This is a genomic window from Rhizobium sp. SYY.PMSO, from assembly GCF_046840415.1.
In the GTDB taxonomy this organism is placed as follows: Bacteria; Pseudomonadota; Alphaproteobacteria; order Rhizobiales; family Rhizobiaceae; genus Rhizobium.
This window is the reverse complement of the sequence record NZ_CP177349.1, coordinates 3,147,811-3,166,939: the sequence shown is the minus strand read 5'-3', so window position 1 is coordinate 3,166,939 and position 19,129 is coordinate 3,147,811. Positions and strand designations below refer to the sequence as shown.

Genomic DNA, 19,129 nt, shown 5'->3' with positions numbered 1-19,129 from the left:
GTCGGGCCGCGGCCAAGGCCGGATCCATGGAGGTGGAGGAGTGACGGGAGCGGTTTCCCTGCGCGCGGCGTCCAATGCCGATATCGACGGCATTCGCGCCTTGACGCGCGAGGCCTACGGCAAATGGGTGCCCCTTATCGGTCGCGAACCATTGCCGATGATGGCGGACTATGCCGAGGCCGTGCGCAAGCATCGCATCGACCTCGTGGAGGCCGAAGGCGAGCTTGTGGCATTGATCGAGATGGTGCCGGGTGCGGACCACCTGTTGATCGAGAATATTGCCGTATCGCCTCGGCATCAGGGTCAGGGCATCGGCAGGAGGTTGCTTGCCCATGCCGAGCAGGTCGCCGCCTCGCTCGGCGTCAAGGACCTTCGGCTCTACACGAACAAGCGCTTTGCCGAGAATGTGCAGCTTTATCTGAGGAGTGGCTATGCGATCGATCGCGAAGAGCCACTCAAGGACGGTTTTCTCGTCCACATGAGCAAGCGTATCGAATAGCTGCGCGAAAGCTTCCCCTCAGCATGCCCGCCTCTCGATCACGGCAGCCCAAAGCGCCGCCAGCAGTGCGAGCATCGAGGATACCAGCATCAGGACGAACAGCGTGTGGATCGTTGCCGACCGCTCAAGAAACAGCCCTGCGATGGAGCCGATGAGCGCACCGCCTGCGATCCGCAGGGCAGCGGCGAGTCCCGCGGCCGTGCCGACCATATCCGACCGAACCGACATCGCGCCGCTGTTGGCGGCCGGCATGGTCAGGCCGTTGCCGAGACCGATGAAGATGCAGGGGCCGAACAGCGCCAGTATCTGCGTCATGCCTGATAGCGACAGAGCGAGGCCGAAGGCGAGCCCGATGCAGGTCAGAAGCCGCGCGACGACCAGTATCCTGCCGAGCGGGATCCGCGCGCCATAGCGGCCGGCCAGATAGCTGCCGAGAATGAAGCCGGCGGGAACTAGGCCCATGTAGAAGCCGAGCCTGGCGCTCGAGCCGCCGAGCGCATCGCCAATGGTAAGCGGCGCTCCGCCGAGGAAGATGTAGAGCACGCCCATCGAGCAGGACATGCAGAGCGTATAGGCCCAGAATCGCGCCGAGCACAGGAGCAGCCCATAGGAGGCGAGGTAGTTCCTGCGCGATCCCGGCGACGGTGCTTTCGATCCCTTCAATTCGCGCATGGACAGGAGGAATGCGGCCGCCCCGAGAACCGCGAGGACGACGAAGCTCGCCTGCCAGCCGAAGACTTCGTCCAGCGAGCCGCCGAACAGCGGACCGACCATGGGCGCCAGCGCCCATCCCATGGCGAGGTAGCCGAATTTGCTGGCGGCTTCGCGTTCGCCCGAGGTTTCCTTGATGATGACGAGGGCGACGGAGTAGCACGGTCCGATACAGGCCTGCATCGAGCGGAAGACGAGGAAGGTGCCGATATCGGGGGCGAGAGCGCAGCCGACCGACGCGACGACGAAGATGGAAAGTGCCGTCAGGACGACCGACCTGCGGCCGAACCGGTCCGATATCGCGCCGCCGATCGCCTCAAGGGTTGCCGTGACGATGGAAAAACCGGCGACCGACAGGTTCACAAGGGCGAAATCGGCGTGAAATGCCGCAGCGATCTTCGGCAGCGACGGCAGGATCATGTTGACCGGCAGCACGGCAAGCGCGGAAAGCAGGATAAGGGTCGTCAGCCGCGGCTGTACGGCTGCTCTCCCAATGGTCGGATCTTCGATGGCTTGCGTGGCTGAACGTTGGATGCGGTTTTCGGTGCGCGTCATGGCCTTGTCCGTCGTGCGGGTGGGAAGTCGAGGGAGATCTGACGGGTGCCGCCCGGAATGAGGGCAATAAAAAAGGCCCCGTCAGGAGCCTGCTTACCGCGCATGGGTGCTTTCGCCGGATGGTTACACCATCCTGCCCATGCGCCTTCCTACCACAACGAGAACCAAAGTCGTGTTCATGACGTAAGAGCTAAACGGAAAGCCGCGCATCGTCAATGCGCGGCCGTCGGCAGGGCAAACGGGCTTGTCTGCGCTTTAGGCGCAGGGCCTCTTATATGTCGTAGCTGTGACCGGCATTCAGCGTCGAGATGAACTGCCGGGTCCGCTCCTGCGACGGGGCACCGAAAATGCTGCTTGAAGACCCGGTTTCGACGATGTTGCCCGCTTCGAGGAACACCACATTGTTGGCGATCTTCGAGGCAAGGCGCAGGTCGTGCGTCGCCATGACCATGGTCGTGCCTTCGCTGGCGAGCTTGCCGAGGACATCGACCACTTCGGCCGCCAGTTCCGGATCGAGCGCGGACGTCGGCTCGTCGCAGAGCAGGACGCGCGGCGAAGGGGCGAGCGCCCGGGCGATGGCGACGCGCTGCTGCTGGCCGCCTGATAGCGTCGAGGGCCAGGCATCCATCTTGTGCGCCATGCCGACCTTGGTCAAAAGCTCGACGGCGCGGGCGCGGGCCTTGTCCTGCGGCCAGCGCAGCACGGTCGTCAGCCCCTCCATGACGTTGCCGATGGCGGTCTGATGCGGGAAGAGCTGGAAATTCTGGAAGACCATGCCGGTCTGGCGGCGGATCTTCTGGATATCCTGCCACGCGACCCGCTTGTCGGGCGCGAAGGTGATCGCCTCCCCGCCGATGCGGATCGTGCCGGCGGTCGGGATTTCCAAAAGGTTGATGCAGCGCAGCAGCGTGCTCTTGCCGCCGCCGGAGGGGCCCACAAGCGCCGTCACCGTGCCCTCCGGGATCACCAGGTTGATGTCCTTGAGGATGACGTTGTCGCCGAAGCGCTTTTCGATATGCGAAAGCTCGATCATGTCCGCGCCTCCAGCGTGCCGCCATAGCGGGCGAAACGGCGTTCGAGGGAGCCCTGCAGCGTCGAGAGAAAGGTGCTGAGGACGAGATAGATCAGCGCCGCCTCGATATAGAGGATCAGCGGCTCGTAGGTCGTCGCCACGATGCGTTGCGCGGCCTGGAACAGTTCCGGCACGGTGATGGCGGCGGCAAGCGAGGTGTCCTTGACCAGAGAGATGAACGTGTTCGACAGCGGCGGCACGGCGACGCGGGCTGCCTGCGGCAGGATGGTGCGGCTCATGGCCTGGCGCCAGCTCATGCCGATCGAATAGGCGGCTTCCCACTGCCCCTTCGGCACGGAGGAAATGACGGCGCGGATGATTTCCGACGTATAGGCGCCGACGCTGAGCGTGAAGCCGATCACTGCGGCCGGAAAGGCATCGAGCAGGATGCCGAGGCTCGGCAGGCCGTAGAAGATGACGAAGAGCTGCACCAGCAGCGGCGTGCCGCGAATGACCCAGACATAGAAGCGCGCAACGGCCGCCAGCGGCGGCGGGCCGAACAGCCTTGTGACGGCCGTGAGCAGGCCGAGCAGCAGGCCGAGAACAAAGGTGATCAGGGTGAGCGGGATGGTGAAGACGAGCCCCGCCCAAAGCAGCGTGCCCAGTGATTCCCACATCAGTTGCAGCCAATGCCCCACAGAGAAGCCTTTCGATAAGAGAATGCGTCCGGAGATGACCCCGGACGCATTTTTTTCACAATTTGGTTTTTCTGGCTATTCCCTCTTACTTCGAAACGTCCTGTCCGAAGTATTTCTGGGAAATCTTGGCATAGGTGCCGTCAGCCTTGATATCGGCCAGCGCCTTGTTGATGGCGGCCTGCAGCTCCGGTTCGCCCTTGCGGATGATGGCGGCGGAATAATCGGCATTGGCCTGCTGGGCGACGATCTTCACCGGCGCATCGGGCTTGTGCTTCTTGAAGTCGAGGAAGGAGAGGCTGTCGTTGATCGTCGCATCGGCGCGGCCGGTCAGCACGAGCTGGATCGACTGGTCGAAACCATCCGTGCCGACGAGCTCGGCGCCGGACTCCGTGGCGAGCTTGCCGAAGTTGCTGGTCAGCGACTGCGCGGACTTCTTGCCCTTGAGATCGGCGAAATCCTTGATGTCGGTGTTGCTGTCCTTGACGATCAGCACGGCCTTGGAGGCGATGTAGGGATCGGAGAAATCATACTTCTGCTTGCGGGCGTCGGTGATGCCGACCTCGTTGATGACGGTGTCGTAGCGGTTGGCGTCGAGGCCGGCGATCAGGCCGTCCCATTTGCCTTCGAGGAACTGTGCCTTGACGCCGAGCTTGGCGGCGATCGCCTCGGCGATCTCGACATCGAAGCCGGTGAGCTTGTTGTTCTCGTCATGATAGGTGAACGGCGCATAGGTGCCTTCCGTGCCGACTTTCAGCACGCCGGCCGCCTGGATCGCCTTGAGGTTGTCGCCGGCATGTGCCGGCAGGAGGAGCGCGGCCTGTACAAGCGCGGCAGCAGCGGCAGTCTTCAACCAGTTCATCGTTTTCTTCCGTTTCTGGAGCGGTTTCATTCAATGTCGCATACATCGCAGAAAAATCGCAGCGCGGAAGCGTAGAAAACTGCGAGATAAATGGGCAATTGCGAATATTTTTCTCAAGATTCGGCGGATTCGACAGCTTCGCGAAGAAAGCCGCTCATTTGCACAAACGTTCAAGATCAATCCGGCGCCGCGGCCGACAATCATTCCTTTCATATCCGAAAGGGAAGACCATGACAGATGTCAATGCGGCTCGGGGAAAGCAGGCCGTCAATTTGCAGGAGAGGCTTGAAAGGATCGAGGGGTTCTGGCAGCCTCGCGTCATCGCTGAAATGAATGACTATCAGTTCAAGCTCGTCCGCATCGAGGGGGATTTCATCTGGCATGATCATCCGGAAACGGATGAGGCGTTCATCGTTATAGAGGGGCGGTTGCGGATCGATTTTCGTGACGGTGCCGTCCATATCGGACCTGGCGAAATGTTCGTCGTTCCGAAGGGAATGGAGCACAAGCCCTTCGCGGAGAAGGAAGTCCGGATGATGCTGATCGAACCGCGCGGCACTTTGAACACCGGTCGCGAAGGCGGTGCAAGGACGGCTGAGAACGATATCTGGATATAGATTGCATCGCGCCGACCGGTGGGTTGCCTAGGTCCTGTTGACGACTGCGTGAGCCGTATGGCAGCCTTTCCGCCAACGGGCGCTTCCTCGTCTTTATGATCGTAGCGGCGCCAGACCTCCAGACAGGCGCGGCGTGTACCGATGCATCCTCGACTCCTGAAAACATTCCTGGCGGTCGCCCGCAGCAAAAGCTTCACGCGGGCGGCGCAGGAGGTTCATCTTGCGCAATCCAGCGTCAGCGACCAGATGCAGTCGCTCGAGGCTGAGTTGGGAGCGGTGCTTTTTACCCGCTCGAAACAAGGTCTAGGGCTGACGCAGGCGGGTGAGACGCTGGTCTCATATGCCGAGGAGATGTTGGCGCTGGCGGACGAGGCACGCGGGGCCGTCGTGGCAGCGGCAGGGCATCAGGCCGGGTTGGTCACGATAGGTGCGCTGGAGACAATCGCCGCTATCAAGCTTCCCGAGTGGCTGTCGGCTTTCCAGAGCGATCATCCCGATGTCAGCCTCCAGCTGAAGGTGGCCGGCAGCGGCGATCTGTTGCGCAAGCTCGACACCGGCGAGATCGACCTTGCTTTCTGCTTCGATCAGGGTGGTTTCGACGAGCGTTTCGTCCGGCGGGCAATCGCGACCGAGCCGCTGATCGTTGCGATACACCCCCAGGCAAAATTCATGGCGAGGGAGCTGGATTTGGCCGGGCTTGCATCGATGGAGTTTCTTGCGACCGAGGTCGGCTGTGCCTACCGCGCCATGTTCGACAAGGCATTTGCCGACGCCGGCGTGCCAGCGCCGAAGCCTTCCGCGGAGGTCGGCAGCGTCGGTGCGATCATCCGGCTGGTGGCGGCCGGCGCCGGAATCGCGCTGGTGCCGCGCCTTGCGGCTGCCGAGGCGCTCGATCGCGGTGAAATCGGTGAGGTGTCGTGGCCAGGATCGGACCGGACGGTTACGTTGGCGATGATCTGGCGTCGCCGGCGTGTTCAGCCGCCAGCGCTGCGATCGCTGCTGACGGCCTCAATCGAACACTTCGCGGCGGTCAGATCAGCCGGTGTCCGCCCTCGACATGCAGTGTCGTCCCCGTCGTAAAGCCATTGCCCATCAGATAGCCGATAGCCTTGGCGATATCCTCGGGTTGGCCGATGCGGCCGACCGGCAGCCGCTTTGCCATGGCGTCCAGCGTTTCGTCCTTCTTGTCGCCGGCTACGAATGTCCAGATAGGTGTATTGACCCAGCCAGGCGAAACAACGTTGACGCGGATCGGTGCCAGCTCGACTGCGAGCGCACGGACCAGCCCCTCCAATGCCGCGTTGACGGCGGCGACGACCGAACCTCGCGCCGACGGGCGGTAGGCCGCGATACCGGATGTAAATGTGATCGAGCTGGTGGACGCGAGTTTTCGGGCGCCATATTTGGCGAGCAGCAGCGGTCCATAGAATTTGCTTTCCACCACCCTTTGCGCTGCCTTCAGATCCAGTGAAGGCAACAATTCATAGGCGCCTTCGATGTCGGCGGCGGTGCTGACGATGTGATCGAGCCCTTCGATCCGTCCGAAAAGATCGGCAACCTGCGCTTCCTGTGTGATATCGAGCGCGACAGTGGACAGCGCTGAACTTTGCAATTCCGCACGGGCATGCCGGAGCTTGTCCTCGTTCCGCCCGACGATGATTACCTCCGCGCCGGCTGCGATAGCCTGTTTCGCCAGCGCCAGGCCCATTCCGGAACTGCCGCCGACGATGAGGATTCGTGAATTCGTCATGTCTGCCGATGCCATGTATTTTACTCCCGATGTGGATGCTTTCGGGGAAGACTTGGCAGAAAGGCCGGAAGATCGAAAACGGAGAAAAACGATGATATCATCGGATTTTCCGATGTCGGCGCCGGCTAGAGCAATTCCAGGAAAAGTGCGCAGCGGTTTTCCGTCCGGAATCGCGTAAAAACAAAGGGATAGAGCGGTTCATCGATTCCGTGAAACGAGGAACTGCTCTAGGCGTTTGGGATGGCAATTATGGCGTTGAAACCTGCATTCACGCCGCAGCCGGCCGCCGTTTGATCCGTTCGCTGACGATGATGATGAATCCGGCGCTGAGGATCAGGATCGCGCCGATGAAGGTGTTGGCGCCGGGGATGTCGCCCCAGATCATGTAGCCGAGCAGGAAGGCCCAGACGAGCGAGGTGTATTCGAACGGCGCCAGCACCGAGACCGGGGCCTGGCGCATGCCTTCGAAGAGAGCGAGCTGGCCGGCGCCGGCAATCACGCCGGTCAGCGCCAGCAGGACCACCTGGAAGGGTGTCGGCGTGTGCCAGTGGGCGATCGCCATGCCGGCGGTCAGGACGATGAACATGATGTTGGAGACGGCCATCTGGATATGGCTCTTCTCGTGCAGCGCCGTCTTGCGCAGCAGCACCATGCCGCTTGCCCACAGGACGGCGGCTTGCAGCGCCAGATAGACCGGCCAGGAGATCGACAGGCCTACCGGATTGGAGGCGATGACCACGCCGCAGAAGCCGACGCCGACGGCCATCCAGCGCGCGAACGTGACCTTTTCGCGCAGCACGATGGTCGCAAGGATCGTGCCGACGATGGGGGCTGCATAATAGAGCGTCGTCACCTCGGCGAGTTGCAGGTAGGAAGCGGCCGAATAATAGGAAATCCAGGCGATCAGGATGATGACGCTGCGCACGATCATCGGCTTGAGGATCGGCGAGCGCGCAACCTTGTGAACGAGCGCGGGTCCCTCGAAGACGAAGCAGCCGGCCAGGATGGTGCAGCTTCGGATGAACAGGACTTGCCAGACCGGAATGGAGGCGACAAGCAGCTTCACCGCCGAATCGTGGGCGGTGAACAGCATGTAGGCAAACACCGTAAGCAGGATGCCGTAGCCGATGGAGTTTTTCACGGGGATGCACCAGAGGATGACCCGAAGCGGGCCGGCTGAAGAACATTTCAGGCTTCAATCGATAGGAGCCTACTTTTTCGCCGTCAATAGGGCTTTTCGACGGCTGCTGAGGGTCACGAAATATTTATTCGGGGTTGTGGCGGCTTTGCCTGCGCTTTAACAGACGGAGACGAAATGTGACCGGCATCCCGGTTTCGGGCCGTTGAGATTTCAATCGATTTAAATAGACTGCGGCAAGCGCTTTGGAGGAATTTTCATGGACGAGAGGATGAGAATGGCGGGCCTGGAGGCGCAAAGGAGCGGATTTTTCACAAAACCGCGCGCCGCCGTGTCCCTGCTGTTCTTGCTGAACGGGTTCATGGTCGGCTGCTGGGCGCCGAAAATTCCCGAATTCGCCGAGCGGCTGCACCTGACGAAATTCGAGCTCGGCCTGATGATCCTCGCCTTCGGCGTCGGGTCGCTGGTGATGATGCCGCTTGCGGGTGCGCAGATCGCCGTGCGTGGATCGCGCATCGTCGTGCGCGCCTTTGCGGTGCTGCTGCTGCCGATGATTCTGGCTCTCACCCTGGCGCCGAACGTCTGGACCGCGGCCATCGCGCTTTTCCTTTTCGGCGGCTTCGTCGGCGCCATGGACGTGGCGATGAACGCCAACGCCGTCTCGGTCGAGAAATCCATGCGCCGGGCGATCATGTCCTCCTGCCATGCCTTCTGGAGCCTGGGCGGCCTGCTGGGGTCGGCGATCGGCGGGCTGCTGATTTCGCGCTGGGGCGTTCTCGGCCACGCCGAGGCGTCGACCGTTCTCGCCGTTCTTTTCCTGATCGTCGCCTGGCCGATGGTTCTGGGCGACCAGCCGCATCCCGACGAAGCCAAGCCGAAGGCAAAGCTGCCGATGATCCCGCTACCCTGGCTGCTCGGTATCGTCGCGCTGTTCTGCATGGTGCCGGAAGGCGCGGTGCTCGATTGGAGCGCGCTCTATCTCGGTCAGGAAAAGGGCGCGTCGGTGGCGCTGTCCGGCTTCGGCTTCGCCGCGTTTTCGGCCACCATGGCGACCATGCGCTTCGCCGGCGATTTCGTGCGCGACTGGCTGGGTGCCGTGCGCACGCTGCGCGTCTGCACGGTCTTTGCCATTGTCGGCATGCTGATGGCGGCGCTGGCGCCGAATGCGGAAATCGCCATTCTCGGTTTCGCGCTGTGCGGCATCGGGATTTCCAACATGGTGCCGATCGCGTTTTCGGCGGCCGGCAACATTCCGGGCCTGCAGCCCGGCATCGGCATTTCGGTCGTCACGACGCTCGGCTATTCCGGTATGCTGGTGGCACCGTCCGCCATCGGCTTCGCCGCCGAGCATGTCGGCTTCTCGCCTGTGCTGATGGCGCTGCCGGTGCTGCTGCTCGTGGTGCTGGCCTTGTCGCCGCTCGCGCGCTACGCCGACGGCATTGGCGGCAGCAAGCATTAATTTCGTCATTTTTGACCGGTAACGGGTGGCTCCCGTCCGATCAAAAGAGATTGCCGGAGCGGTTGACAACGATCGTTTCGTGATCCACCTGAAAGGCACCCGTTTCAAAGGCCTGCGAGAGCTTTCCATGTCGTCCGCCAGTGATTTCGATCCGAAACCGCGCCGTTCCTCCGTTGCCGTCGATGTCGGCGGCGTGATCGTCGGCGGCGGTGCGCCTGTGGTCGTGCAGTCCATGACCAACACCGATACGGCCGATATCGATTCGACCGTGGCGCAGGTGGCGGCCCTCTTCAAGGCCGGCTCCGAGCTCGTGCGTATCACCGTCGATCGTGACGAGAGCGCGGCCGCCGTGCCGAAGATCCGCGAGCGGCTGCTGCGGCTCGGCATGGACGTGCCGCTGATCGGCGATTTTCATTATATCGGCCACAAGCTGCTTGCCGATCATCCGGCCTGCGCCGAGGCGCTGGCGAAATACCGCATCAATCCCGGCAATGTCGGTTTCAAGGACAAGAAGGACAAGCAGTTCGCCGAAATCATCGAAATGGCGATCCGCTACGACAAGCCGGTGCGCATCGGCGTCAACTGGGGCTCGCTCGATCAGGACCTATTGACCGCGCTGATGGACAAGAATGCCGCCGAAGGCTCTCCGTTGTCGGCCCGGCAGGTGACGCGCGAGACCATCGTGCAATCGGCACTGATCTCGGCCGATCTCGCCGAAGAAATCGGTCTGCCGCGCAACCGCATCATCCTGTCGGCCAAGGTCAGCCAGGTACAGGATCTGATCGCCGTCTATTCCATGCTGTCCGAACGCTCCGACCACGCCCTGCATCTCGGCCTCACCGAGGCCGGCATGGGCTCGAAGGGCATCGTCGCTTCGTCCGCCGCCATGGGTTATGTGCTGCAGCACGGCATCGGTGACACGATCCGCGTTTCGTTGACCCCGGAGCCGAATGGTGACCGCACCCGTGAGGTGCAGGTGGCGCAGGAGCTTCTGCAGGTCATGGGCTTCCGCCAGTTCATTCCCGTCGTCGCGGCTTGTCCCGGCTGCGGCCGAACGACGTCGACCGTCTTCCAGGAGTTGGCGCAGAACATCCAGAACGACATTCGCAAGAACATGCCGGTCTGGCGCGAAAAGTATCCGGGGGTCGAGGCGCTGAACGTCGCCGTCATGGGCTGCATCGTCAACGGTCCCGGCGAAAGCAAGCATGCCGATATCGGCATTTCCCTGCCCGGCACCGGCGAGACGCCGGCCGCCCCGGTCTTCATCGACGGCCAGAAGGCCATGACGTTGCGCGGCCCGAACATCGCTTCGGATTTCGAGGCGCTGGTTGGCGATTACATCGAGAAGCGGTTCGGCCGGAAGGATGTCGCGGCGGAGTGATCCGCCGCTCAAACCGCCCTATCTGCCAGTTTTCACGTAGTTCCGGCCGCAAAGCTACCTCGCACCTTTGCTGTGGCTGCTTTAGATGTTGCTCGTCAGCAGCTTGATGCCGGCAAAGCAGTAGAAGCCGGCCATGACGCCCTCGATCCAGCGGCGCGCATTGCGATAGACCTTCAGCGCATGGGGTGTCGAAAACAGGATCGCATAGCCCATGAACACCACGAAGCCGGTGACGCCGCAAACCGCGATGATCAGCACCGCCACGGAAGCGGGCGCTCCCTGAGGCATGCCGAGCGCGATGATGGCAAGCCAGGCGAAGATCGCTTTCGGATTGGTGACGTGGATGCCGTAGCCGCGCAGGAGCAGCGATTTGAAGCCGGGCGTTTTCGGTCCTTCCGCCGCCGTCGGCATCTCGCCGCTGGCCCGAACGGCGCGGAATGCCTTGTAGGCGAGATAGAGCAGGTAGATGCCGCCGAAGATTTTCAGCACCTCCAGCGCCATGGCATAGGTTTGCAGCAGCGTGGCAAGACCTGCGGCAGCCGCGGTCGCCCAGGTCAGCGAGCCGCCGAAGATGCCGAGCGCTATGGTCGTGCCGGCCTTGCGGCCATGCGTCATCGATGTGCCGATGATGGCCATGATCGCCGGACCCGGACTGACCACGGCAACGATGTAGGCAATATAGGCCGGCAGAATCTGCGGCAGATAGGCAAGCGTTTCGTGCATGGAGAAATTTCCCGAAGCATCGGCCGGCGCGAACAATTCTGCGTCTATGGGCCAATCCCGGGACGGCAATGTGTCACAAAATGCAGCGGAAATCACCCGGCAACGCATGGATTCTTGTTATGGTGACATTCCATCGGCGAATGGATCGCAAGTCGGGCTGCCATGCCGGCCTGTTCCCGCATCCATAAGCGCCCTTGAGCGGTGCGCTGCGGCCGTTGGTCCGTCTGCCGGCGGACTGCCTCGTGCTCCTGTGCCCGAGTCAGTTCCTGCGGTTCGCGACGAAACGGGCGGTTTCCGTCAGCACGTCTGCCTTGTCGCCATAGCCTGACAGCAGGCCTGCTGCTTCGTTTACCAGCCTGGAAAGCGTCGCCTCGGCCCATTCCTGGCCGCGCAGGGCGACCAGCGTACCCTTGCCGCGAGCGGCATCCTTGCCGGTTGCCTTGCCCATGGTGGCGGCATCGGCGGTGAGGTCGAGAAGATCGTCGGCGAGCTGGAAGGCAAGGCCGATCTTTTCGCCGAACGTCCGGAGACGCTGGCGGTCTTGCGCCGATGCGCCAGCGATGATGGCCCCGGCCTCGCAGGCGAAGCGGATCAACGCGCCGGTCTTCATCGCCTGCAGCGTGGTGATGCCGCTTTCATCCGGAGTTTCCTTCTCCGCCGCGAGATCGAGGGCCTGGCCGCCGGCCATGCCGCCGATGCCGGCCGCTCGCGCCAGCGCCAGAACGAGCGCCATTTTCCGATCCGCCGGCAGCTCGGTTTCGGGGGCGGCAATGATGTCGAAGGCATAGGTCAGCAGGCTGTCGCCCGCCAGGATCGCCGTTGCATAGTCGAAGGCGATATGGACCGTCGGCTGGCCACGGCGCAGGTCGTCGTCGTCCATGGCGGGCAGGTCGTCATGGACGAGGGAATAACAGTGCACGCATTCGAGTGCGGCGCCGACCCTGAGCGCGGCCTCCGCGTTGCCGCCGAGAAGCGCTGCCGATTCCATGACGAGAAAGGGACGCAGGCGCTTGCCGCCATTCAGGACACCGTGGCGCATGGCGCCCAGAAGCCGCGCCGGGCGAACGATCTCGTCGTTTGCCGGGGCGTCGCCGAGAAGCCGGTTCAGCAGGGCTTCTATCTTGCCGGCATTGTCCCGGAGGCGCTGTTCGAATGAGGAGTAGGTGCTGTCCATGGCCGCTGTTTGGCATGAGAGGCGGTTGCTGGCAACGAGAATTGTCAACAGCCGGATGGGGAATCGCGCCGGACTCTGGTCATCGCTGCATGTAGGCGGTATGACGAATGCAGCATCAGCGCGTTTCCCGGTTGCATCCAGCCTGCGCCGGGATGGAGCCATCGTGGACCTTCGGCAATTGGACATATCGACGGACAATGAGGAGGAAGCCGAAGTGCCGCAACGGTCCGGCCTGCTTGCGCGATTCAAGGCAAGGCCGCTTTGGCAGCGCATCGTCCTGGTGCTGATCGGCGTTTTCCTGCTGCCCTATCTTTTCATTTTCGTCTATCTGCTGCCGCTCATCCACCCCGTCTCGACCCTGATGATCGGGGATGCCGTTACCTTTCGCGGCTATGACCGCCGCTGGGTGCCGCTCGACAATATCGCGCCGGTGCTGGTGAAATCGGTCATGGTGTCCGAGGATGGGCAGTTCTGTTATCACGGCGGCGTCGATTGGGGCGAAATGCGGGTGCTCGTCGACGAAACCCTGCACGGCAAGTCGACGCGCGGCGGCAGCACGATCCCGATGCAGACGGTGAAGAACCTTTTTCTCTGGAACAGCCGCTCCTTCGTGCGCAAGACCCTGGAACTGCCGCTGGCGGTTTTCGCCTCCGCCGTCTGGTCCAAGCGCCGCATGATGGAGATCTACCTCAATGTCGCCGAATGGGGCCCGGGCATTTACGGCATCGAGGCGGCGGCGCGCTATCATTTCAAGGTGCCGGCCTCAAGGCTCACGGCGCGCCAGGCGGCTCTTCTCGCCGTTTCGCTTCCCAACCCGATCGACCGGGTGGCGAGCAAGCCGGGGCGAGGGCTCAGCCAGCTTGCCTCGCTGATCCAGCGCCGCGCCCGGAATGCGGATGCATACATCAGATGTCTTTATGACTGAGATCACAACTTGTCGTTCGATCGGCTGATCGTCATCCGGCATTGTCGGTCAGGACGCAGGAACCGGAAAGGAAACAGCGATCATGGACAAGCTGACCCTCTATATCGGCAACAAGAACTATTCCTCCTGGTCGTTCCGGCCGTGGATCGCGCTCGAAGGTTGCGGCGTCCCCTTCGAAGAGGTTCTGATCCCCTTCGATTTCCCGGGCGGCAATCCCCGCATTCGCCAGGTATCGCCGACCGGCAAGGTGCCGTTGCTGGACCATGATGGATTCAAGCTCTGGGAATCGCTCGCCATCATCGAGTATGTGGCCGAGCTTTTCCCGCATGCCGGACTTCTCCCGGGGGATCGGAAGGACCGGGCGCTGGCGCGGGCCTACGGCATGGAGATGCTTTCCGGTTTTCGAGCGCTTCGCAATGCATGTCCGATGAACATGCGGCGCCCCGTCAGCCGCCTCGATCTGCCGGAGGGCGTCATGGAGGACGTGGCGCGCATCGAGACCATCTGGCGCGAGGCGCGCTCCCGATCCGGCGGCCCCTTCCTGTTCGGCGCGTTTTCGGGGGCGGATGCGATGTTCGCGCCCGTCGTCAGCCGCCTGGAAAGATACGACATCGATGTTGCGGCCGACACGCGGGACTATATGGCTGCGATGAAGGCACTGCCGGCCTGGAGGAAGTGGGAGGCGGCGGCGCTGGAAGAAACATGGATCGTTCCGGAAGACGAGGCTTGAGCGCCGATTCGGCTTCGAATATCCGCGAATCCGTTGCAGCCGGCAAAAAATGCTGGAAGGGACTGGTCAAAGTCCGACAAGCCATGTATAAGCCGCCCCAATTTCCGAAATTGATGCATATCTGTTTCGGCCGCCTTGCTGGCCGCGGATATGTTTCGTCCGTCCATGGAGTAACGAGAATGGCTGTACCGAAGAGAAAAACGAGCCCGTCCAAGCGCGGTATGCGCCGCTCGGCCGACGCCCTGAAGGCCTCGACCTACGTCGAAGACAAGAACTCCGGCGAACTGCGCCGCCCGCACCACATCGACCTGAAGACCGGCATGTATCGCGGCCGCCAGGTTCTGACGCCGAAGGAAAGCGCATAATTCAGGCGCTGCCTTGATGGCATGAATAAAAGGCCGGCGTTACGCCGGCCTTTTTCTGTTTCTGATCAGGGTCGTTTGTGAGAGCGGGCACCAAGCAGCGTCTCGTGCCGCGCCTCCTGATGCCTCCTATCCCTGCGGGGCCTTCCCGGAGAAATGTCGCGAAGGGGCAGAGGGGGCGAACATTCTCCGCAAATTCAGGGCCGCGTTCCGCCGCCGTCCTGCCTCACAAACTGTCCAGCTTGTTCTGCATGGCACGGAGCTGTTCCTTCAGCTCGTCGATGTCCTTGGCTTCCGCCTTGCGGCTTTCCTTGACCGGCGGCTTCATGAAGGGCGAGAACATCTGCATGGCCTGCTGGAACATTTCGGTGTTGCGACGGACCTGCTCCTCGACCATCTGTATCGGCAGCTGCAGGTTCTTGCCGAGGGGCGTTTCGCCGAAGGCGCGATTGATCTGCTCGCGCATCTGGGTCTGCTGTTCCGTGAAAGAACGCATCGAGTGTTCAAGGAAGCTCGGCACGACCATCTGCATCTGGTCGCCGTAATAGCCGATGAGCTGCCGGAGGAATGAAATCGGCAGCAGCGTGTTGCCGGTTTTCGATTCCTGTTCGAAAATAATCTGCGTCAGGACAGAATGCGTAATGTCTTCACCGCTCTTGGCGTCCTGGACGATGAACTCCTCGCCCTTTTTGACCATCTCCGCCAGGTCGTCCAGCGTCACGTAGGTGCTGGTTCCGGTGTTGTATAGGCGGCGATTGGCGTATTTCTTGATTACGATCTGGCCCTCATTCTTTGCCATTATCAGTCTCCTGGCCCCGTCTGATTGTATGGAATGCTCCTCCACTTCGGAGTGTAGACGCAAAAGAAGCGTGGTGACAATCGCTTTGTGCGATGCGGCAAGCCCTTTCCCTTGGTTGGATTTTTGCAGGCGGTGGCGGGTTCGTGAAATCTGCGCGCCGAAAATTCTTGCTGTTTGACTCGGGCGCAAAGCTTTGACAGTTTCGCCTCATATACTTGTTCATTCTGTGAGGAGGCATCCATGAGCAATTCATCCATCGTCGTCGCCAGCGCCGCCCGTACCGCGGTCGGTTCCTTCAACGGAGCTTTTGCGACCGTTCCGGCTCATGAGCTCGGCGCCGCCGCCATCAAGGGCGTGCTGGAGCGCGCCGGCGTCGACGCCAAGGAAGTCGACGAGGTCATTCTCGGCCAGGTGCTTCAGGCCGGCGAAGGCCAGAATCCGGCACGCCAGGCGGCGATGAAGGCCGGTATTCCGCAGGAGGCCACCGCCTGGGGCGTCAACCAGCTTTGCGGTTCCGGCCTGCGCGCCGTCGCGCTCGGCATGCAGCAGATCGCAACCGGAGACGCGAAGATCATCGTTGCCGGCGGCCAGGAATCCATGTCGATGGCGCCGCATGCCGCAAACCTTCGTGCCGGCACCAAGATGGGCGACATGAAGATGGTCGACACCATGATCAAGGACGGCCTGACCGACGCCTTCTACGGCTATCACATGGGCATCACCGCAGAAAATGTCGCGCGGCAGTGGCAGCTTTCGCGCGAGGATCAGGATCAGTTTGCCGTTGCCTCGCAGAACAAGGCGGAAGCCGCGCAGAAAGCCGGCCGCTTCGCGGACGAGATCGTTCCCTTCACCATCAAGACGCGAAAGGGCGACGTCACCGTCGATGCCGACGAATATATCCGCCATGGGGCGACGCTGGACGGCATGGTGAAGCTTCGCCCGGCCTTCGACAAGGAAGGCACGGTCACTGCCGGCAACGCGTCCGGCCTCAATGACGGCGCCGCCGCCGCCCTGTTGATGACCGAGGCGGAAGCCTCGCGCCGCGGCATACAGCCGCTTGCCCGCATCGTTTCCTGGGCAACGGCCGGCGTCGATCCGCAGGTCATGGGCACCGGGCCGATCCCGGCTTCCCGCAAGGCGCTGGAAAAGGCCGGATGGTCCGTCGGCGACCTCGATCTCGTCGAGGCCAACGAGGCTTTTGCCGCCCAGGCTTGCGCCGTCAACAAGGATCTCGGCTGGGATACGTCGATCGTCAACGTCAACGGTGGCGCGATCGCCATCGGCCACCCCATCGGCGCTTCCGGCGCCCGTATCCTCAACACGCTGCTGTTCGAAATGAAGCGCCGTGGCGCCCGCAAGGGGCTCGCTACGCTGTGTATCGGCGGCGGCATGGGCGTCGCCATGTGCTTCGAGGCGCTCTGACGCGCCTTGAAAGGGGTTTTCCAGAAGAAGTGGTGAAAGCGGAGCGGGCGACCCGGTGTGCGGGCGTCCCGCCTCCGCGACAACAGAGGGGAGTGGCACATGAGCAGAGTGGCTTTGGTAACCGGAGGGACACGCGGCATTGGAGCCGCCATTTCGATGGCGCTGCACAATGCGGGCTACAAGGTGGCGGCGACCTATGCCGGCAACGACGAAAAAGCCCGGGCTTTCCACGATGTAACCGGCATTGCCGTCCACAAGTGGGACGTGACCGATTACGAGGCCTGCGGCAAGGGCATCGCCAAGGTCGAGCACGATCTCGGCCATGTCGAGGTTCTGGTCAACAATGCCGGCATCACCCGCGACGCCATGTTCCATAAGATGACGCCGCAGCAATGGCACGAGGTCATCAACACCAACCTCACCGGCCTGTTCAACATGACCCATCATGTCTGGCAGGGGATGCGCGACCGCAGCTTCGGCCGCATCATCAACATCTCTTCGATCAACGGCCAGAAAGGGCAGATGGGCCAGGCGAACTATTCGGCCGCCAAGGCCGGCGACCTTGGATTCACCAAGGCTCTCGCACAGGAAGGCGCCGCCAAGAACATTACCGTGAACGCCATTTGCCCCGGCTATATCGGCACGGAAATGGTGCTGGCTGTGCCGGAAAAGGTGCTGAACGAACGCATCATCCCGCAGATTCCCGTGGGACGCCTGGGCGAGCCGGAGGAAATCGCCCGAGTGGCGGTCTTCCTTGCCAGCGACGATGCCGGTTTCATCACGGGATCGACGATATCGGCCAATGGCGGGCAGTTCTTCGTCTGAGGCAATTCCGGGAAAAAAGCGCAGCGATTTTCCCATGGAGTTAAACGAAACAGCAAAACGAAAGGCTCGGCGCTTCCATGAAGCGCCGAGCCTTTTCAGTTCGTTCGCATCACAAAACCGCTCGCCGGCTAAGCAATTCCCGGAAAGCGCATAGCGGTTTTCCGTGTGGACTTGCTTGAAGACGGAAGGAAAGAGCGTTTGCGCGATTTGAAGAAAAGCGGAAAGGCTCTGGCCCGGCAATCAGCCGCGTCTTGAATGTATCTGATGTCCCTGCCGGGGCTTGAATTCCAGAATGACGGCATTCAACGCCACTTCCCGCCGCTCCTTGTCCCGCGCTCTTATCGCGCACCCGAGCGCATAGAAAGTGGTGCCGATGAGCACAAGGGCTGCAATGCTTGCGATGATTTCGGCCATGGTGCCGTTCCTTTCTCAAAACACTGCTTGCTTCCCGCGCTGGCGCGCGCAGGAAGAGGGTCTCTGTTCAGAAACCGCTATTGCCTGACGCCGCCAAAGCCTTGAGGTCGTGACCGGCGGCCGACTGCCGCCGGTCACGAGGTTTCGGCTCTAGAGCAATTCCCGGAAAAATGCGTGGCGGTTTTCCGTTTGGAATTGCTTGAAAACAACGACAGAGCGTCTTCGCGATTCGAAGAAAAGCGGAAGCGCTTTACCGGCAACGGGCTTCGTAGCGATGGCCATAGCGGTCGCGATAGATGCAGTAGCCACGACGCTCATGGGAGCGGCCGATGAGGTTGCCGACGACACCGCCGGCCACGGCGCCGACTGCTGCGCCACCCCAGCTATGTGTGGCCACGCCGCCGATCACGGCACCGGTGCCGGCACCGATGGCTGTGCCTCTCTCCGTTGACGTGCACGAGGCCAAAGCGCCGACGAGGGCGATCGCAACGATGATCTTCTTCATGGTGTTAGCTCCCTGATTTTCGAGGTTTGAACATGATCTGCGGATCAAATCCGCCCCATCAATAGCAGAATAAGGACAATGACGAGGACAAGTCCGAGACCGCCCGAAGGGAAATACCCCCACCCACGGCTATAACCCCAGTTGGGAAGTGCGCCGATCAACAGCAGAATCAGTATGACAAGCAATACCGTACCAAGCATGATATGTTTCCTCCATGTCCGTCGCTTGACTGTTACGCTAACGTCCTGTTCGACGCGGCGTCATGTTTCAGCGCCCCCAGCTCAAATCTATTCTTAGTGGCAGGCGGACTTCTTCAATTCTGCTCATAGAAACTTGCGGCCCCGGGAATTGTTCCGGCTGAGAAATAAAAATGCGGGGAGGGAGCTGTCCCGATGGTCAGCGAAACGTTAACGCGATGCGATCGGGCGGGAGCCGGGCGCGCTGTAAGAGACGAGTTTCTATGGTTAAAATACCATTAAAATACAATGGGTTGTGGTGAACGAAACGGGAAAGATCGTATGTCTGCGATTCGTCGGTGATTCGTTCTGTGTTTGGACCCTGGTTAATGTCG

At 61.7% G+C, this 19,129-nt stretch carries 22 protein-coding genes; 10 read left to right on the top strand and 12 right to left on the bottom strand.

Annotated elements, in window-relative coordinates; translation table 11 throughout:
* The first annotated feature begins 40 nt into the window (after positions 1-40).
* The gene (locus tag ACJJVH_RS15365; RefSeq protein ID WP_113369752.1) at positions 41-499 is read left to right on the top strand and encodes a GNAT family N-acetyltransferase; all 459 of its coding nucleotides are present in this window, start codon (positions 41-43) and stop codon (positions 497-499) included.
* A gap of 18 nt (positions 500-517) precedes the next feature.
* Here the strand turns inward: ACJJVH_RS15365 and ACJJVH_RS15360 are convergent, their stop codons facing one another.
* The 4 genes from ACJJVH_RS15360 to ACJJVH_RS15345 form a co-directional block, all read right to left on the bottom strand.
* A complete protein-coding gene (locus tag ACJJVH_RS15360) occupies positions 518-1,765 on the bottom strand; it encodes an MFS transporter (protein WP_412064281.1) in 1,248 nt (415 codons plus the stop codon).
* A gap of 271 nt (positions 1,766-2,036) precedes the next feature.
* Positions 2,037-2,798: an amino acid ABC transporter ATP-binding protein gene (locus ACJJVH_RS15355; RefSeq protein WP_113405164.1), complete on the bottom strand. Its 762-nt coding sequence runs from the start codon at positions 2,796-2,798 to the stop codon at positions 2,037-2,039.
* Positions 2,795-3,475, bottom strand: coding sequence for an amino acid ABC transporter permease (locus ACJJVH_RS15350; RefSeq protein ID WP_112795943.1), 681 nt, complete (start codon positions 3,473-3,475; stop codon positions 2,795-2,797). The genes ACJJVH_RS15355 and ACJJVH_RS15350 overlap by 4 nt, the downstream gene beginning before the upstream one ends.
* Before the next feature lie 85 nt (positions 3,476-3,560).
* The gene (locus ACJJVH_RS15345) at positions 3,561-4,334 is read right to left on the bottom strand and encodes an amino acid ABC transporter substrate-binding protein (protein ID WP_112795945.1); all 774 of its coding nucleotides are present in this window, start codon (positions 4,332-4,334) and stop codon (positions 3,561-3,563) included.
* Positions 4,335-4,564: 230 nt separating this feature from the next.
* Here ACJJVH_RS15345 and ACJJVH_RS15340 point away from each other — a divergent pair, with 230 nt between their 5' ends.
* On the top strand, positions 4,565-4,951 hold the full coding sequence (locus ACJJVH_RS15340) for a cupin domain-containing protein (RefSeq protein ID WP_113422328.1): 387 nt from the start codon (positions 4,565-4,567) through the stop codon (positions 4,949-4,951).
* A gap of 141 nt (positions 4,952-5,092) precedes the next feature.
* Positions 5,093-6,031 (top strand): LysR family transcriptional regulator, encoded by a 939-nt coding sequence (locus ACJJVH_RS15335; RefSeq protein ID WP_412064280.1) that lies wholly within the window; start codon positions 5,093-5,095, stop codon positions 6,029-6,031.
* Here the strand turns inward: ACJJVH_RS15335 and ACJJVH_RS15330 are convergent.
* The gene (locus ACJJVH_RS15330; protein ID WP_412064279.1) at positions 5,982-6,716 is read right to left on the bottom strand and encodes an SDR family oxidoreductase; all 735 of its coding nucleotides are present in this window, start codon (positions 6,714-6,716) and stop codon (positions 5,982-5,984) included. The genes ACJJVH_RS15335 and ACJJVH_RS15330 overlap by 50 nt on opposite strands.
* Positions 6,717-6,969: 253 nt before the next feature.
* Positions 6,970-7,842: a DMT family transporter gene (locus ACJJVH_RS15325; protein WP_112795953.1), complete on the bottom strand. Its 873-nt coding sequence runs from the start codon at positions 7,840-7,842 to the stop codon at positions 6,970-6,972.
* A gap of 256 nt (positions 7,843-8,098) precedes the next feature.
* Between ACJJVH_RS15325 and ACJJVH_RS15320 the strand changes: the two genes are divergently transcribed.
* Both ACJJVH_RS15320 and ispG read left to right on the top strand, forming a co-directional pair.
* Positions 8,099-9,298 (top strand): MFS transporter, encoded by a 1,200-nt coding sequence (locus tag ACJJVH_RS15320; RefSeq protein ID WP_112795956.1) that lies wholly within the window; start codon positions 8,099-8,101, stop codon positions 9,296-9,298.
* Between the two features lie 127 nt (positions 9,299-9,425).
* A complete protein-coding gene (gene ispG, locus ACJJVH_RS15315; RefSeq protein ID WP_113359170.1) occupies positions 9,426-10,679 on the top strand; it encodes a flavodoxin-dependent (E)-4-hydroxy-3-methylbut-2-enyl-diphosphate synthase in 1,254 nt (417 codons plus the stop codon).
* Between the two features lie 81 nt (positions 10,680-10,760).
* Here the strand turns inward: ispG and ACJJVH_RS15310 are convergent, their stop codons facing one another.
* Entirely contained in the window at positions 10,761-11,402 is a 642-nt protein-coding gene (locus ACJJVH_RS15310) for a LysE family translocator (protein ID WP_112796139.1), read from the bottom strand.
* A gap of 259 nt (positions 11,403-11,661) precedes the next feature.
* Positions 11,662-12,576, bottom strand: a complete 915-nt coding sequence (locus tag ACJJVH_RS15305) for a polyprenyl synthetase family protein (protein ID WP_412064278.1) — start codon at positions 12,574-12,576, stop codon at positions 11,662-11,664.
* Positions 12,577-12,676: 100 nt separating this feature from the next.
* Here ACJJVH_RS15305 and mtgA point away from each other — a divergent pair, with 100 nt between their 5' ends.
* The 3 genes from mtgA (at position 12,677) to rpmF (ending at position 14,596) form a co-directional block, all read left to right on the top strand.
* On the top strand, positions 12,677-13,501 hold the full coding sequence (gene mtgA / locus ACJJVH_RS15300) for a monofunctional biosynthetic peptidoglycan transglycosylase (protein ID WP_412064277.1): 825 nt from the start codon (positions 12,677-12,679) through the stop codon (positions 13,499-13,501).
* An 82-nt stretch (positions 13,502-13,583) separates the two neighbouring features.
* Positions 13,584-14,231 carry a glutathione S-transferase family protein gene (locus ACJJVH_RS15295; protein ID WP_112795960.1) on the top strand — a complete coding sequence of 216 codons (648 nt, stop codon included), beginning with the start codon at positions 13,584-13,586 and terminating at the stop codon, positions 14,229-14,231.
* A gap of 179 nt (positions 14,232-14,410) precedes the next feature.
* Positions 14,411-14,596 carry a 50S ribosomal protein L32 gene (gene rpmF, locus ACJJVH_RS15290; protein ID WP_006724402.1) on the top strand — a complete coding sequence of 62 codons (186 nt, stop codon included), beginning with the start codon at positions 14,411-14,413 and terminating at the stop codon, positions 14,594-14,596.
* 223 nt (positions 14,597-14,819) lie between these two features.
* On the opposite strand, the gene phaR is transcribed toward rpmF, so the two are convergent.
* Positions 14,820-15,392 carry a polyhydroxyalkanoate synthesis repressor PhaR gene (phaR, locus tag ACJJVH_RS15285; RefSeq protein WP_112795962.1) on the bottom strand — a complete coding sequence of 191 codons (573 nt, stop codon included), beginning with the start codon at positions 15,390-15,392 and terminating at the stop codon, positions 14,820-14,822.
* 240 nt (positions 15,393-15,632) lie between these two features.
* Here phaR and ACJJVH_RS15280 point away from each other — a divergent pair, with 240 nt between their 5' ends.
* Entirely contained in the window at positions 15,633-16,814 is a 1,182-nt protein-coding gene (locus ACJJVH_RS15280) for an acetyl-CoA C-acetyltransferase (RefSeq protein ID WP_112795964.1), read from the top strand.
* A 99-nt stretch (positions 16,815-16,913) separates the two neighbouring features.
* Positions 16,914-17,639: an acetoacetyl-CoA reductase gene (gene phbB / locus ACJJVH_RS15275; protein WP_112795966.1), complete on the top strand. Its 726-nt coding sequence runs from the start codon at positions 16,914-16,916 to the stop codon at positions 17,637-17,639.
* A gap of 240 nt (positions 17,640-17,879) precedes the next feature.
* Here the strand turns inward: phbB and ACJJVH_RS15270 are convergent, their stop codons facing one another.
* The 3 genes from ACJJVH_RS15270 to ACJJVH_RS15260 all read right to left on the bottom strand — a co-directional run bounded on the left by ACJJVH_RS15270 (position 17,880) and on the right by ACJJVH_RS15260 (position 18,758).
* Positions 17,880-18,053, bottom strand: a complete 174-nt coding sequence (locus ACJJVH_RS15270; protein WP_412064276.1) for a hypothetical protein — start codon at positions 18,051-18,053, stop codon at positions 17,880-17,882.
* Between the two features lie 250 nt (positions 18,054-18,303).
* Entirely contained in the window at positions 18,304-18,558 is a 255-nt protein-coding gene (locus ACJJVH_RS15265) for a YMGG-like glycine zipper-containing protein (protein WP_112795968.1), read from the bottom strand.
* Positions 18,559-18,602: 44 nt separating this feature from the next.
* A complete protein-coding gene (locus ACJJVH_RS15260; protein WP_112795974.1) occupies positions 18,603-18,758 on the bottom strand; it encodes a DUF3309 domain-containing protein in 156 nt (51 codons plus the stop codon).
* Positions 18,759-19,129: the final 371 nt, after the last annotated feature.